The sequence below is a fragment of the Pseudoxanthomonas mexicana genome, assembly GCF_014397415.1.
Lineage (GTDB): Bacteria > Pseudomonadota > Gammaproteobacteria > Xanthomonadales > Xanthomonadaceae > Pseudoxanthomonas_A > Pseudoxanthomonas_A mexicana.
On record NZ_CP060731.1, the window covers coordinates 2,996,666 to 3,009,359 of the forward strand.

Below are 12,694 nucleotides of genomic sequence, written 5' to 3' on the forward strand. Positions count from 1 at the left end.
GCGTGACGGCACCTGATGCTGAACATGTCCCGCGCGGCGCCCCCTCCCCAGGGAAGCTGCCGCCGGCCCCGCAACACCTATTAGAAAGAAAGCGCTCCCGCGGCCTGCCGTGGTGTCGTAGCGCTGGAAACCCGACCCGCCCCGCTGCGCCTGCGCAAGGGGCGGTGCAACGTTCCAGAGGCGAAACCCCATGGCGTTCCGCGCGGTAGCAGCGCGCGAGGAACGCACAATGAAACGCATGTTGATCAACGCCACGCAGGCCGAAGAGCTGCGCGTGGCCATCGTCGACGGTCAGACCCTGTACGACATCGATATCGAACAGCCGTCGAAGGAACAGAAGAAGTCCAACATCTACAAGGGCCGCATCACCCGGCTCGAGCCCTCCCTGGAAGCCGCCTTCGTCGATTACGGCGCCGACCGCCATGGCTTCCTGCCGCTGAAGGAAATCTCCCGCGACTACTTCCAGGCCGGCGTCGACCACAACAAGGCCGGCATCCGCGAACTGCTGAAGGAAGGCCAGGAAGTCGTCGTCCAGGTGGACAAGGACGAACGCGGCAACAAGGGCGCTGCCCTGACCACGTTCATCTCGCTGGCCGGCCGCTACATGGTGCTGATGCCCAACTCGCCCACCGCCGGCGGCGTGTCGCGCCGGATCGAGGGCGACGACCGGGCCGAGCTGAAGAAGGCGATGGACGCCCTGCAGATCCCGGACGACATGGGCGTGATCATCCGTACCGCCGGTGTCGGCCGCGACGCCGAAGAGCTGCAGTGGGACCTGGACTACCTGCTGAGCGTGTGGAAGGCCATCGCCGAAGCGGCGCTGACCAAGCCGGCCCCGTTCCTGATCTACCAGGAAAGCCGCCTGATCGTGCGCGCCCTGCGCGACTACCTGCGCAGCGACGTGGGCGAGATCCTGGTCGACACCGACGAACTGTACGAAACCGCCCGCGAGTTCATGCAGCAGGTCATGCCGCACAACCTGCGCAAGCTGAAGGCGTACAAGGACGACATCCCGCTGTTCAACCGCTTCCAGATCGAATCGCAGATCGAAGGCGCGTACGAACGCAACGTGCGCCTGCCCTCCGGCGGCTCCATCGTGGTCGACCAGACCGAGGCGCTGACCGCCATCGACGTCAACTCGGCGCGCGCCACCAAGGGCGGCGACATCGAGGAAACCGCGTTCCACACCAACCTGGAAGCGGCCGAGGAAGTGGCCCGCCAGCTGCGCCTGCGCGACCTGGGCGGCCTGGTGGTCATCGACTTCATCGACATGTCCTCGAACAAGCACCAGCGCGAAGTCGAGAACAAGCTGCAGAACGCGCTGAAGTACGACCGCGCCCGCGTGCAGATCGGCCGCATCTCGCGCTTCGGCCTGCTCGAGATGAGCCGCCAGCGCCTGCGCCCGTCGCTGGGCGAGTCCAGCCAGATCGTCTGCCCGCGCTGCGAAGGCCATGGCCGCATGCGCAGCGTCGAATCGCTGTCGCTGTCGATCATCCGGGTGGCCGAAGAGCATGCGATGAAGGACAACACCGGGCAGGTGCTGATCCAGGCGCCGCTTGAGATCGCCAACTTCCTGCTCAACGAAAAGCGCGGCGCCCTGCGCGAGATCGAGCAGCGCCACGATGCCCCCATCATCATCGTCGCCGACGAAGCCCTGCATACGCCGCATTACGAAGTCACCCGCATCCGCCAGAACGAACTGGGCGAAGAGACCAGCAAGCCCAGCTACCAGCGCGGCACGCCGCGCAAGCTGCCGGTGCACGCGCTGACCAAGGCGCAGCTGAACATCCCGGCCGCGCCGGCGGTGACGCACGTCAAGCACACCCAGCCTGCCCCGGTGCGCGAGGAACGCGAAGTGCCGGCACCGGCGCCCGCACCGGCGCCCGTGGCACCGCCCGTCGCCGTTGCGGCGCCCGCCTCCGGCGGCGTGGTCGGCTTCCTCAAGCGCCTGTTCGGCGGCGGTGAAGCCACCGCGCCGGCCCCGCAGGCACGTCCGCAGCAGGACAACCGCCAGCGCAACGATCGCAGTGAGCGCAACGGCCGTCGTGACAACCGCGACAACCGCGGCCAGCAGAACCAGGGTCGTGGCGGCAAGCAGGAAGGCAACCGTCGCGACGAGCGCAACAAAGGCCAGAACGCCCAGGCCGGCAATGCGCCGCAGCAGAAGCCACGCAACGAACAGCCGCAGGGCCAGAAGCAGCCGAAGCCGCAGGGCGGCCAGCAGCCCAAGACACCCAAGCAGCCGCAGGCCCAGCAGGGCGGCAAGCAAGCATCGCAGGACAATCCGGGCCAGCGCCAGCAGGCGCCGCGCGGACCACAGCAGGATGCCGCCGCCAAGCCCGTTGCCGCCGAAGCGGTGACGACGGCCGCCATCGTGGTCGCCACCACGGATGAAGCCGTGCGCACCGTCCCGCCCGCTGCCATCGGTTCGCCCATCTCCGACGCACCTGCCGCCGAGCTCGACGCAACCCCGGCAGCCACGGTCGAGGGCGACGCAACGCCGTCCGCCGACGCGGGCGAGAATGGCGAAGGCAGTCGCCGCCGCCGTGGTCGTCGTGGTGGCCGCCGCCGCCGCCGTGGCAACGGTGAAGCCGGTGCCACGGGCGAGGACGGCCTGATCGCCGACGACCTGGGCAGCGATGACGACACGCCTGTCGCCGACCGTTCGCAACCGGAGTTCGACTTCGAAGACGACGAACCGGCGGCCGGTGCACCGCGTGCGCAGAAGGCGCAACCCTCCGCTCCCGCCGTCTCGGCGGCCGCACCCGTCGCGGCTACCGTGGTCGCTGCGCAGGCACCGGCGATGGCGCCCGCTGCGGACGCGGCACCGGTGCAGACGCCCTCGCCTGTCGCCGTCGAAGCCACCCGCGCCGTCGAGGTCATCGAAGACGTGAAGGCCGAAGCGGCCCGTGCCCGCCCCGAGGTGGTCGCCACCGTGCAGCAGGAAGCGCCTGCCGCGGTCGCCATCGTCCAGACGGTGAAGACCGAGATCGCCGCCGAACCGGCACCCGCGATCGAACAGACCCCCGCACCGGTTGCCACGGTCGCGGAAGACGTGGCCCCGGTGACCGCCGTCGTGCGCACCGAGCCGGTGCAGATCGACCTGGTCGACGCGGTCAACGAAGCGACCGCCGATACCGAGGCGGCGGTCGAAACCGTCACGCCGGCGCCCGCCCCGGCCGCACCGAAGCCGGTCAGCACGCCCGCCACCGGCTCGCTGTTCTTCGTCGCCGATGCGGACACACCGCCGTCCATCACCCGCAGCCTGTTCGAGCCCGCCGTCACGCCGGTCAAGCCCGCCGACGACATCGCCCAGAGCGACAAGCAGGACGACGACACCACCGAAGAACGCAGCGCCTGACGCGCTGCGCCTCTTCCGGAGGATGAAAGAGACACTGGCCGCTTGCGCGGCCGGTGTCGTTTTCAGCCCCCTCTCGCGCGGGCTGGCAAGGGAGGAACGATGCGACTACAGTCGACCCATGTTCCCAGTGCATGGATGCCTGTCATGAAGCGAACCACCCTGCCCGCACGCGCGCGGCATGTCCTGATCGCCGTTACGGCCATTCTGTCTACCGCGCTGCCGTTCCAGGTCGACGCCCAGCAACGCAGCGTCCGGGGATGGGCCGATGGCCCTTATCAGGTGAAGGGCACGGGTGGTGCGCAGTCGCTTCTGCTTGAGTGGAAATTCCTCGACGTGTACTGCATCGAGATGCCGCCGTTTCGACCTGCCAAGGATGTCGTGCACGGCACGTTGGGAGGCGGTGCGATCTCGTTCTACCGCCTGCGTTACGAGAACGACCTGAGCGCCTATGTGGTCACGTCCACCGTGCCGAAGGACCGCAGTCCCGCGGACGAATACCAGGCGCTGCTGCAGCGCGAATACGCTACGGCGCGCGCCGTCACGGCGGTCGCGTCGGCGGACCGCTATCGCGTCGATACGGGCACATCGCCCTTCGGCCCCACGGTGCGGCTGCGCCTGCTCAATATCGGCGAAGACGATCCGGACGAACCCTTCCCCATTGCGCGTCCCCTGCTGAACGTGGCTGACGAACCGCTGTACTCGCTCTCGGTACACCGCCTGTTCGTGCACGGCGGCAGCCGCTACGAAATCGCCGTACTGGGCGTGCCGACCGAGGGCGAAGCGCGCACTGCGCTGGAAGCACGCGCAACGCGACTGGCCGATACGATGGTGGACGCGTTGCAGACATGTACCGGGCAAATGGAAAAGAAGGCACAGGCGCGGCCTGTGCACTAGCGCGCATCCACGTATCCACGCTGGATTCCGGCCTCCCTTGGAATGACGGGATCGAGGGCGCATCCCTCATTACCGTCGTCCCTGCGAAAGCAGGTGCCCCTTCTCGGTCTGGCGGTGATCGTCGCGGCTCGACAGAGATTCTGTCTGATGGGCGGGACTGACGACCCGCGCGCCGCAGGCCGCTACAGCGAACGCGTGGGATCCGTCAGTCCCCACTGCGCGGCCAGCCGTGCCAGGGCGATGTTGTCCTGCACGCCGGTCTTCTCGAACAGGCGCGTCTTGTGCGTGTTCACCGTCTTGGCGCTCAGGTTGAGCCGCCGCGCGATCTCTTCCTGGCGCAGGCCCTGGGTCAGCAGCATGGCCACTTCCAGTTCGCGGGGCGACAGTGCGTCGAACGGCGAGGCATCGCCGCCCACCGTATGCAAGGCCAGGTTCTGCGCCACGTTGCTGCCCAGGTAGCGCTTGCCGCGCGACACCTCGCGCACGGCGCGGATCAGCTCGGCCGCGTCGCCGGCCTTGCCCAGATAGCCGGATGCACCGGCCTCCAGCAGACGCTTGGGCAAGGGTCCGTCCTCCAGCACCGACACGATGATCACCCGCACGCCCAGATCGGCACGCACGATGCGCTCGGTGACCTCCAGGCCGCTGTAGCCGGGCAGGTGCAGGTCGCACAGCACCACGTCCGGTTTCAGCTGGCGCACCAGCGGCAATGCCGCTTCGCCGGTCTCCGCCTCGCCCACCACCTCGATGTCTGCTTCGGTGCCCAGGATCAGGCGCATGCCGGTGCGCACCAGGGCGTGGTCGTCGATCAGGAAAACGCGGATGGTCATGGACACGGATGCCTTCGGGAAACGGGTCGAGCGTAGGCGGGCCATCCGTCGCCGCGCAATTAACATTGTAGCGATGCGCCCTAACTACATGCGTGTAGGCGGGTCGAGGATGCGCGGCGGCTGCGGCATACTCGGGTTTTCCGAGGGGATGCCACCATGACCGATATCCGGCGCCGCCTGAGCGCGGCGTTGTTCCTGTCGATGTTCGCCAGCCTGCCGGCCTGGGCCGACGATGTGTCCGCCCGCTGGCTCACCCAGGTCACCGCCGTGAGCGCCAGCAGCGACACCGCCGCGCGTGGCGCCGCCATCGGCCAGCGCCTGGATGTACTGGGCATCGCGTGGAAACGCGAGGACTTCCAGCAGGACGGCCAGTCCGGAACCAACCTGGTCGCCGACCTGGGCGGGCCGGCGGACGCGCCCCTGCTGCTGATCGGTGCGCACTACGACCGGGTCGACGTGGGCCACGGCGCCACCGACAACGCATCCGGCGTCTCGGCCGTGCTGGAACTGGCGCAGGCACTGAAAGCCAGGCCGCTGGCGAACCACCGGGTGCAGGTCGCATTCTGGGACCTGGAAGAAAAGGGCCTGCTGGGCGCGCGTGCGTGGGTCGCCACCGCGGGACGCGAGCGGCCCGCGCTGTACGTCAACTTCGACGTGTTCGGCTGGGGCGACACGCTGTGGATGATGCGACCTGGTGCCGAAGCCGACAGCTTGCTGGTCGCCGCGCTGCGGGCGGCCAGCCAGCACGAGAAGCTGGGTTTCTCGCCCGGGGACCAGTACCCACCCACCGACCACCTGGCGTTCCTCAGGGCGGGCTGGCCGGCGGTGTCGTTCTCGCTGGTCGGCGGTGACGAGATCGACCCGATCCTCGCGGTGTTCGGCGGCGGCAAGCCGACGCAGGTGCCCAAGGTGATGCAGGTGATCCACAGCGAGCGCGACACCACGGCCGAAGTCGACGGCGCCCGCGTGGACGATGCCCTACGCGTGATCGAACAGGGCCTGCGCGCCTGGGACGCATCCGCCACGCACTGACACCGCCCTGCGGACATGCCAACGGGCCCTTGCGGGCCCGTTCGCGTCGAGGGGCGAGAACACGCCTGGCTCTCCGGGCGGCGACGGTGTCGGACTCGCGGTCCACCGCCAGGCGCAGCAAGGAACAGGGGGTGTCCGGTACGCTGCGTTCGGTTCTCTCGTGGTGCCCTGGGTGTCAGCCTTGCGGCTCGGAAGCAGGGTTTGCGCAGGCGACGGAGGGGGTGGATCCGCCGGCCCGACCACTGGCGCACGTTCTACGCCGGCCGTTGCGAAGACCATGTGTAGGCCGTTCAGTCGCACTGCACATTTCTCACGCCGGTTGCACATGGCTTAACCCCACGAAAAGGGGCGCCAGCGCGCATGCGTCCGCATCACGGGACGATGCGTAGGTTGTGTCACAGGCAGCAACCCGTCTCAGCCCCATGATGACCTTCGATCTGTTCCACGCCCCTGCCCAGGATGGCCTGTACGCGCTGTCCATCAACGAATCGCCGCCCCTGCATTTCGCCAGCCGGGGCGCGGCGCTTAGTTACGCCGTGAAGCTGGCCACCCAACGCCAGCAACAAGGCCTGGACTACGCCATCAACATCGAAGGCGGCGATGGGCGCTGGCGGCTGTTCGAAGGATGGCGGCTCTGCGCGTGAGACGCGGGCCGTCACCGCCCTGAAGTCGTCCGCCCATCGCGTCGCGGACGCCCCCGGCATGGCAGGCTGTGCGCTCACTCCAGGAGACGCCCGCATGCCGCCCTCATCAGAAGCCGCCGCCCGCTTCCGCGACCTGCACCGCCAAGGTCTGTTGCGCCTGGCCAACGCCTGGGACGCCGGCACTGCCCGACTGATCGAACAGCGCGGCGCGGCCGCCGTCGCCACCACCAGCGCCGGTCTGGCGTGGGCACAGGGCTATGCCGATGGTGACCGGCTCGATCCGGACGTCCTGCTGCAGGCGGTTTCGCGCATTGCCCGCGTCATTTGCGTCCCACTGACCGTTGATGTGGAAGGCGGCTACTCAGACGACCCCGACAGCGTCGCTGCGTTGGTGCTGCGCGTCGTGCACGCCGGCGCGGCCGGGATCAACCTGGAAGACGGCGCCGGCCCACCCGACCTGCTCGCCGCCAAGATCCGTGCGATCCGCGAGGCCTGCGTCGCACAGGGGACGGATGTCTTCATCAACGCACGCACCGACGTGTACCTGCGCGGACTCGCCGCGGAAGAACGGCGGGTAGACGAGACCCTCGCCCGCGCGGCGTTGTACCGGCAGGCCGGCGCGGACGGGCTGTTCGTGCCAGGACTGGTCGACGTGGACGCCATCCGGGCCGTCGCCGACGCCTGCGGGTTGCCGCTCAACGTGATGCTGCGTCCGGCGCTGCAGGACCTGGCGGCCCTGCAGGCCCTCGGCGTGCGCCGCGTCAGCACGGGGTCGGCGCTGGCCGAATCGATGTACGGTCGCCTGTCCGCGCAGGTGGACGAGTTCCTGCACGCGGACACCACCTCGCTGCCCGACCCGCAGGCGATGGGCTACGGCGCCGTCAACGCCCTGTTCGGCTGACGCCGCGCGGCACGGAGAGGGTAGGAAATTTCCTACATCCCGCCGGGGTGACGCCCGACTGCGAACCCGGACACGCTGGGCGACCATGCGCCCTGTCCCCGGCAGCACGCCCTGCGCAGGCCACGAACGGCCGCTCTGCAACGGAAACGGGCGCTGCCTTGAGCAAGCAGCACTGCCGGAGCCGGGGACTCCCCCTTTCAGACCCGACCGCCTCTGGTCGGGTTTTCTTTTGCCGGTCGTGGCGCGTCTCAGCGCCCGCCCGGACCCAGCCAAAGCTCCGGCGCCTGCGCCAGGCCGAACAGCACCAGCGCGGTCGCCGCGATCAGCATCCAGGCCATGCTGCGCATCAGCAGGTTGCGCATGGGGGTGGGTCTCCTGTCCCGAATCCGCTCCGACTATCGCCGCCCGCGAAGCGACGCGTCAAACGTAAATGCATTACGCCGCGATCGGCGTCTGCGTTTCCGCATTTACCTCATCGGAAGCCCCCTGCGCCGCCGCCAGGAATTCGCGTCCCCACCGCGACAGATCGTGATGGCGCACGATGTCGTACAGCCGGCGCTGGCGGTCGTCGCGCTCCGGCGGCGTCATCGCCAGCGCCTGGTTGAGGCTGCGCACCAGATCGGCGGGGTCGTGCGGATTGGTCAGCACCGCCCCCTTCAGTTCCGCGGCTGCACCGGCGAACTCCGACAGCACCAGCACGCCATCGCCATCGTTGAGGCCCTGCACCGCGACGAACTCCTTCGCCACCAGGTTCAGGCCATCGCGCAGCGGCGTGATCCACATGACATCGGCGGCCGCGTAGTGCGCCACCACGCTGGCGAACGGCAGCACGCGCGAGAAGAAGCGCACCGGCGTCCAGTCCAGCCGCGACAGGCGGCCGTTGATGCGGCCCACCGCCTCTTCGATCTGCTGCTGCAGCGGACGGTAGACGGTCATCTCCTTGGCCGCCGGCACGCACACCATCACCAGCGTCACCCTGCCCTCCAGCTCCGGCGAGCCATCCAGAAGGCGTTCGAAGGCATGCAGCTTCTGCAGGATGCCCTTGGTGTAGTCCAGCCGCTCGATCGACAGCACCAGCTTGCGCTGTCCGATCTCGTCGCGGATGCGGGCGATGTCGGTGGCCACCTCATCGCTTTCCAGGCAGGCGCGGATACGGCCCACGTCGGTGCCGATGGGATGCGCGCCGATGCGGACGGTGCGGCCATCGATGCGCAGTTCGGTGGCCATGTCCTCCACGCCCAAGGCGCAGCCGAAGGTCATGAAGCGCGGTGCGCACGATGCGCGCTGGGTCACCTCCACCGGGAACGTGCTGCGCACGGCGTCGGTGAAGTTCTCCGCATGCCGCGGGATGTGGAAGCCCACGTAGTCGCAGGCCAGCAGGCTGCCCAGGATCTCGCGGCGCCACGGCAGGATGGCGAAGATGTCCGCCGAGGGGAACTGGGTGTGGTGGAAGAACGCGATCTTCACGTCCGGCCGCAGTTCGCGCAGCACCGACGGCACCATCCACAGGTTGTAGTCGTGCAGCCACACGGTGGCGCCCGGCGCGGCCTCGGCCGCCGCGGCTTCGGCGAAGCGGCGGTTGACGCGCTTGAACAGCGCCCAGTCGTCCTCGCTGAAACGCGCGCGTTCCCAGAAGCTGTTGATCACCGGCCAGAACGCTTCCTTGGAGAAGCGTTTGTAGAACACGTCCACCTCATGCTTGGTCAGCGGCACGTGCGCCGCCGTCAGGCCCGGGTAGCGTTCGGCATCCACGGGCGCGCGCGGCTCCACGGGCGGCGCCTTGGGATCGTCCACCGTCCACGCCACCCACGAGCCCGGCTGACCCTTGCCGAGGAAGCTCAGCAGGCTGGGGATGATGCCGTTGGGCGAACTGTGCGGCCGGCGCACGCGCTGGCCGTCGACGATGTGCTCCTCGTACGGCAGGCGGTGGTAGACCATCACCAGTTCCGCCTTGCCCGGCGCATGGATCGGCGGCGCGTAGGCGTCGGCTTCGATCAGGTCGAAGTGCGCCATCGCCTGCAGGATGCCGCCGCAGCCCGGCGCGTCCGCATGCAGCACGTTGTCCATGTCGGCGGTGGCGGCGACCAGCGCCGGCTCGGACTCGCCCACGCACACGCCGGGGAACCCCTCGCCGTACATCGACAGGTCGTTCAAGGTGTCGCCCGCCACCAGCACGCGCGACGGCTCCAGCGCCAGCACGTCCACCAGTGCGGTCAGCGTGCTGCCCTTCTGGGTGCCGCGCGGCAGGATGTCCAGGTAACGGTCGGCCGAATACAGCACTTCGCAGCCCAGCGAGGCGGCGACGGCCTCCACTTCAGTCTGGATCGTGGAAAGCTGTTCGGGATGGCAGTAGTAAGAGCAGCGGCGCTCCTGCGGCACTTCCTGGCGCACCAGCATCGGGAAGCGGCGCATCGCCTCGGCCACCACGTGCTCGCCCGGCCAGCGCGCCTCGATCCGCGACTGCAGCGGCTGGATCGGCTGCATGTCGGCGGTGCGCAGCACCGTGGCGCCCACGTCGCAGATCACGTAATCCGGTGTGGGCAGGCCGGGGTCGGCCAGCAGCGGCAGGATCGCTTCGCGCCCGCGACCGGTGACCCAGGCGAGCTTGACGTCGGGATGGGCGTCCACCAGGTGGTACAGGCGTTTGCGGGCATCGGCATCGCCGGCCAGGAAGGTGCCGTCCAGGTCGGTGGCGAGAAGAAGAGGTTGTGCGGGTTGTTTCAACAGGCTCATGCAGGTGCACTCCAGGGTGGGGAGATGCCGCGCACAAGGCACGACGCGAAGGCGTCCACGGACGCCGGCGGGGATTCATCGCATCGGAAGGAGGCGCCAGAACGGCTCAGTAAACAGGGTGTCGCGTGCGAGGCACGCTACGCGCAGAAGCGCTGCAGATGTGCGTCCGTCCCCGAAGCATGGACGCGGACATCGACTGATGCGATGCAGCATTGTAGTCCGCATCGTCGTCGCGCAGGTCAACGTGATGTTAAGAACGTTAAATCGCTGCTGTGATCCGCGCGATGCGTCCATCGCGCGCCCGAGCAGCGCACGGGCGCGGCAAGACGCATGCGCCGCCGATATCGGCGGCGCCATGCGCTGTACGCCTGCGCAACGCGGCGTTCGGATCAGCGGGATTCGGTGATGCGAAGAATCCTGCCGCGGGTGTCGATGGTGAAGACAATGGTCTTTCCATCGCGGAAGTAGGTCCAGTTTTCGCCTTCGCGTGCGCCGTATTCGTTTTCCAGTGGCGTGACGAGGTCGGGCTTGCCTGCGGTCTCGACGAGCCTGCCGATGCTGTCGCCGCTGCTGATCACGCGGTTGCCGAAGGCGTAGGTGTCGGCAAGGGCGGTGCCGGCGGCCAGCATCAATGCCAAGAAGATGGCGGTCTTGCGCATGGGATTCCCCTTTCCGTCGGGTGAGCCGAGTGTAGACCAGGCCAACCGGGGTTACAGCGACAGGATTCTCGTCAACGCCACGGCGGCCAAGGCGGAGGCCAGCCACACCGCCACGCGCTTGATGAGCGCGCTGTTCGATCCGCCCTGCCCTGCTTCGCGCGGCGGCTTGAAGCCCACCACCAGTACGTGCATCGGCAGCGCGATGACCAGCAGGAACGCGAACACCCAGTTCAAGGTTTCGTCCCCCAGCTTCGGCCAGATCAGCGGCATCACGATGCCGGCAAAGAGGCCGGCGATGGCGGCGGTGATGGGGGTGGGGGTGAGTTTCATGCGGGGTGGTATCCGATAGAGCCCTGGCCAAGTCTAACGGCTGGGCGCAATGTGCAACTCTGCGAAAAGCTAGCGGATAGTCGTAGGATGGGTTGAGCAAAGCGATACCCATCAATGTCATCTCCGAGGTCAAGGAATGACCGACTACCGACGCACCCTCATCCCCGGCGCCACCTACTTCTTCACCGTCAATCTCGCCAACCGTCGCAAGACGCCTCTGATAGACCACATCGACCTGCTGCGCGACGCGATCCGGTACACACGTCAACGGCATCCCTTTCTCATCGATGCGATGGTCGTACTGCCTGATCACCTGCACGCCATCTGGACCCTACCATGGGACGATGCCGACTTCTCTTTGCGCTGGCGCCTCATCAAGACTTGGTTCTCTCGCAATCTGCCGCTTGGCGAACATCGACGCGCCAGTCGCGTCGACAAGGGCGAACGCGGCATCTGGCAACGACGTTATTGGGAGCATCTGATACGCGACGAGATCGACTTCGCCCGGCATGTGGACTACATCCACTGGAATCCGGTGAAGCATGGGTACGTGGCGCGTGTTGTGGATTGGCCTTACTCCACTTTCCATCGGTTTGTGCGGGATGGGGGGTTGACGAAGGATTCGGATGATGGCGGAGATGACGCGAGCTTCGGAGAGCGGCAGTGATGGGTATCGCTTCGCTCAACCCATCCTACGGGCTACGGACTGACTTTTCCCAATGCCACGCCCCCGCACCTATCCAAACTTCAAGCCTTCAAAAAGAATCGCTGCAGCGATTGCGATGGAGAGAAATTGCGCCATGGTGGCCAGTCCCTGCACCTGAGCCCAGCGCATAATTAAGATGCCGACCTCGTCGAAGTCTGCCGTTAACTTTCGCTGCTGCCATCGCGCCAAGGGACGCAGAAACGGAAATAGCGCTCGCATGGTCAATGCTTGGAAGTTCTCCAACTCTCCAGGCTTCCAGATATGCCCTCTTTTCGGGACTTCGGTCGCCACCTGCAAGCCGGTCACTCGGGCCGTAACGAACAAACTCGCAAACCAAGAAACACCCGATAGCACGATCACCAGCAATAGCCAAAACATGGTGAAGCGAAGACTACCTTCGTCTGCAAATTTTGAGGCACTAGAAAAGTTGGCCATGACGGCGGCGACGATCGCCGCCGAACCCACCGACAGGTATCCATTCACCTTACGAAGTTCGGCACTCATGGCGCTAGACGTTAAAGCCATCGTCAGTACGCTAGTTAACGGCATCGCAATTTCCTTAGCACGTAGGATGGGTTGAGCGCAGCGATACCCATCATCGCGG

At 67.2% G+C, this 12,694-nt stretch carries 11 protein-coding genes; 6 read left to right on the forward strand and 5 right to left on the reverse strand.

The window, feature by feature from the left end; translation table 11 throughout:
- Positions 1 to 229: 229 nt before the first annotated feature.
- Together IAE60_RS14030 and IAE60_RS14035 are read left to right on the forward strand one after the other, a co-directional pair.
- Positions 230 to 3,361 carry an Rne/Rng family ribonuclease gene (locus IAE60_RS14030; RefSeq protein ID WP_187572730.1) on the forward strand — a complete coding sequence of 1,044 codons (3,132 nt, stop codon included), beginning with the start codon at positions 230 to 232 and terminating at the stop codon, positions 3,359 to 3,361.
- Between the two features lie 144 nt (positions 3,362 to 3,505).
- Positions 3,506 to 4,255, forward strand: a complete 750-nt coding sequence (locus IAE60_RS14035; protein ID WP_187572731.1) for a hypothetical protein — start codon at positions 3,506 to 3,508, stop codon at positions 4,253 to 4,255.
- A gap of 182 nt (positions 4,256 to 4,437) precedes the next feature.
- Here the strand turns inward: IAE60_RS14035 and IAE60_RS14040 are convergent, their stop codons facing one another.
- Positions 4,438 to 5,085 carry a response regulator gene (locus IAE60_RS14040; RefSeq protein WP_187572732.1) on the reverse strand — a complete coding sequence of 216 codons (648 nt, stop codon included), beginning with the start codon at positions 5,083 to 5,085 and terminating at the stop codon, positions 4,438 to 4,440.
- A 156-nt stretch (positions 5,086 to 5,241) separates the two neighbouring features.
- On the opposite strand from IAE60_RS14040, the gene IAE60_RS14045 reads away from it, so the two are divergent.
- The 3 genes from IAE60_RS14045 to IAE60_RS14055 all read left to right on the forward strand — a co-directional run bounded on the left by IAE60_RS14045 (position 5,242) and on the right by IAE60_RS14055 (position 7,662).
- Positions 5,242 to 6,117, forward strand: coding sequence for a M28 family metallopeptidase (locus IAE60_RS14045; protein WP_187572733.1), 876 nt, complete (start codon positions 5,242 to 5,244; stop codon positions 6,115 to 6,117).
- A gap of 425 nt (positions 6,118 to 6,542) precedes the next feature.
- Positions 6,543 to 6,761 carry a hypothetical protein gene (locus IAE60_RS14050; protein WP_222937147.1) on the forward strand — a complete coding sequence of 73 codons (219 nt, stop codon included), beginning with the start codon at positions 6,543 to 6,545 and terminating at the stop codon, positions 6,759 to 6,761.
- A gap of 94 nt (positions 6,762 to 6,855) precedes the next feature.
- Positions 6,856 to 7,662 (forward strand): isocitrate lyase/PEP mutase family protein, encoded by an 807-nt coding sequence (locus tag IAE60_RS14055; protein ID WP_187572734.1) that lies wholly within the window; start codon positions 6,856 to 6,858, stop codon positions 7,660 to 7,662.
- Between the two features lie 435 nt (positions 7,663 to 8,097).
- Here the strand turns inward: IAE60_RS14055 and ggpS are convergent, their stop codons facing one another.
- The 3 genes from ggpS to IAE60_RS14070 all read right to left on the reverse strand — a co-directional run bounded on the left by ggpS (position 8,098) and on the right by IAE60_RS14070 (position 11,384).
- Positions 8,098 to 10,395, reverse strand: a complete 2,298-nt coding sequence (gene ggpS, locus IAE60_RS14060; protein ID WP_187572735.1) for a glucosylglycerol-phosphate synthase — start codon at positions 10,393 to 10,395, stop codon at positions 8,098 to 8,100.
- A gap of 389 nt (positions 10,396 to 10,784) precedes the next feature.
- A complete protein-coding gene (locus IAE60_RS14065) occupies positions 10,785 to 11,054 on the reverse strand; it encodes a hypothetical protein (protein ID WP_187572736.1) in 270 nt (89 codons plus the stop codon).
- A gap of 51 nt (positions 11,055 to 11,105) precedes the next feature.
- Positions 11,106 to 11,384 (reverse strand): hypothetical protein, encoded by a 279-nt coding sequence (locus IAE60_RS14070; RefSeq protein ID WP_187572737.1) that lies wholly within the window; start codon positions 11,382 to 11,384, stop codon positions 11,106 to 11,108.
- Between the two features lie 136 nt (positions 11,385 to 11,520).
- Between IAE60_RS14070 and IAE60_RS14075 the strand changes: the two genes are divergently transcribed.
- On the forward strand, positions 11,521 to 12,051 hold the full coding sequence (locus tag IAE60_RS14075; protein WP_187572738.1) for an REP-associated tyrosine transposase: 531 nt from the start codon (positions 11,521 to 11,523) through the stop codon (positions 12,049 to 12,051).
- Positions 12,052 to 12,120: 69 nt separating this feature from the next.
- Here IAE60_RS14075 and IAE60_RS14080 read toward each other — a convergent pair whose 3' ends face one another.
- Positions 12,121 to 12,594 carry a hypothetical protein gene (locus IAE60_RS14080; RefSeq protein ID WP_187572739.1) on the reverse strand — a complete coding sequence of 158 codons (474 nt, stop codon included), beginning with the start codon at positions 12,592 to 12,594 and terminating at the stop codon, positions 12,121 to 12,123.
- Between the last annotated feature and the right edge of the window lie 100 nt (positions 12,595 to 12,694).

Excerpts from the sequence above, each read along its gene's own strand:
- IAE60_RS14050 (WP_222937147.1), top strand. The coding sequence starts at position 6,543 with ATGACCTTCGATCTGTTCCACGCCCCTGCCCAGGATGGCCTGTACGCG.
- ggpS (WP_187572735.1), bottom strand. The coding sequence starts at position 10,395 with ATGAGCCTGTTGAAACAACCCGCACAACCTCTTCTTCTCGCCACCGAC.
- IAE60_RS14055 (WP_187572734.1), top strand. The coding sequence starts at position 6,856 with ATGCCGCCCTCATCAGAAGCCGCCGCCCGCTTCCGCGACCTGCACCGC.
- IAE60_RS14070 (WP_187572737.1), bottom strand. The coding sequence starts at position 11,384 with ATGAAACTCACCCCCACCCCCATCACCGCCGCCATCGCCGGCCTCTTT.
- IAE60_RS14040 (WP_187572732.1), bottom strand. The coding sequence starts at position 5,085 with ATGACCATCCGCGTTTTCCTGATCGACGACCACGCCCTGGTGCGCACC.
- IAE60_RS14080 (WP_187572739.1), bottom strand. The coding sequence starts at position 12,594 with ATGAGTGCCGAACTTCGTAAGGTGAATGGATACCTGTCGGTGGGTTCG.
- IAE60_RS14045 (WP_187572733.1), top strand. The coding sequence starts at position 5,242 with ATGACCGATATCCGGCGCCGCCTGAGCGCGGCGTTGTTCCTGTCGATG.
- IAE60_RS14035 (WP_187572731.1), top strand. The coding sequence starts at position 3,506 with ATGAAGCGAACCACCCTGCCCGCACGCGCGCGGCATGTCCTGATCGCC.
- IAE60_RS14075 (WP_187572738.1), top strand. The coding sequence starts at position 11,521 with ATGACCGACTACCGACGCACCCTCATCCCCGGCGCCACCTACTTCTTC.
- IAE60_RS14030 (WP_187572730.1), top strand. The coding sequence starts at position 230 with ATGAAACGCATGTTGATCAACGCCACGCAGGCCGAAGAGCTGCGCGTG.
- IAE60_RS14065 (WP_187572736.1), bottom strand. The coding sequence starts at position 11,054 with ATGCGCAAGACCGCCATCTTCTTGGCATTGATGCTGGCCGCCGGCACC.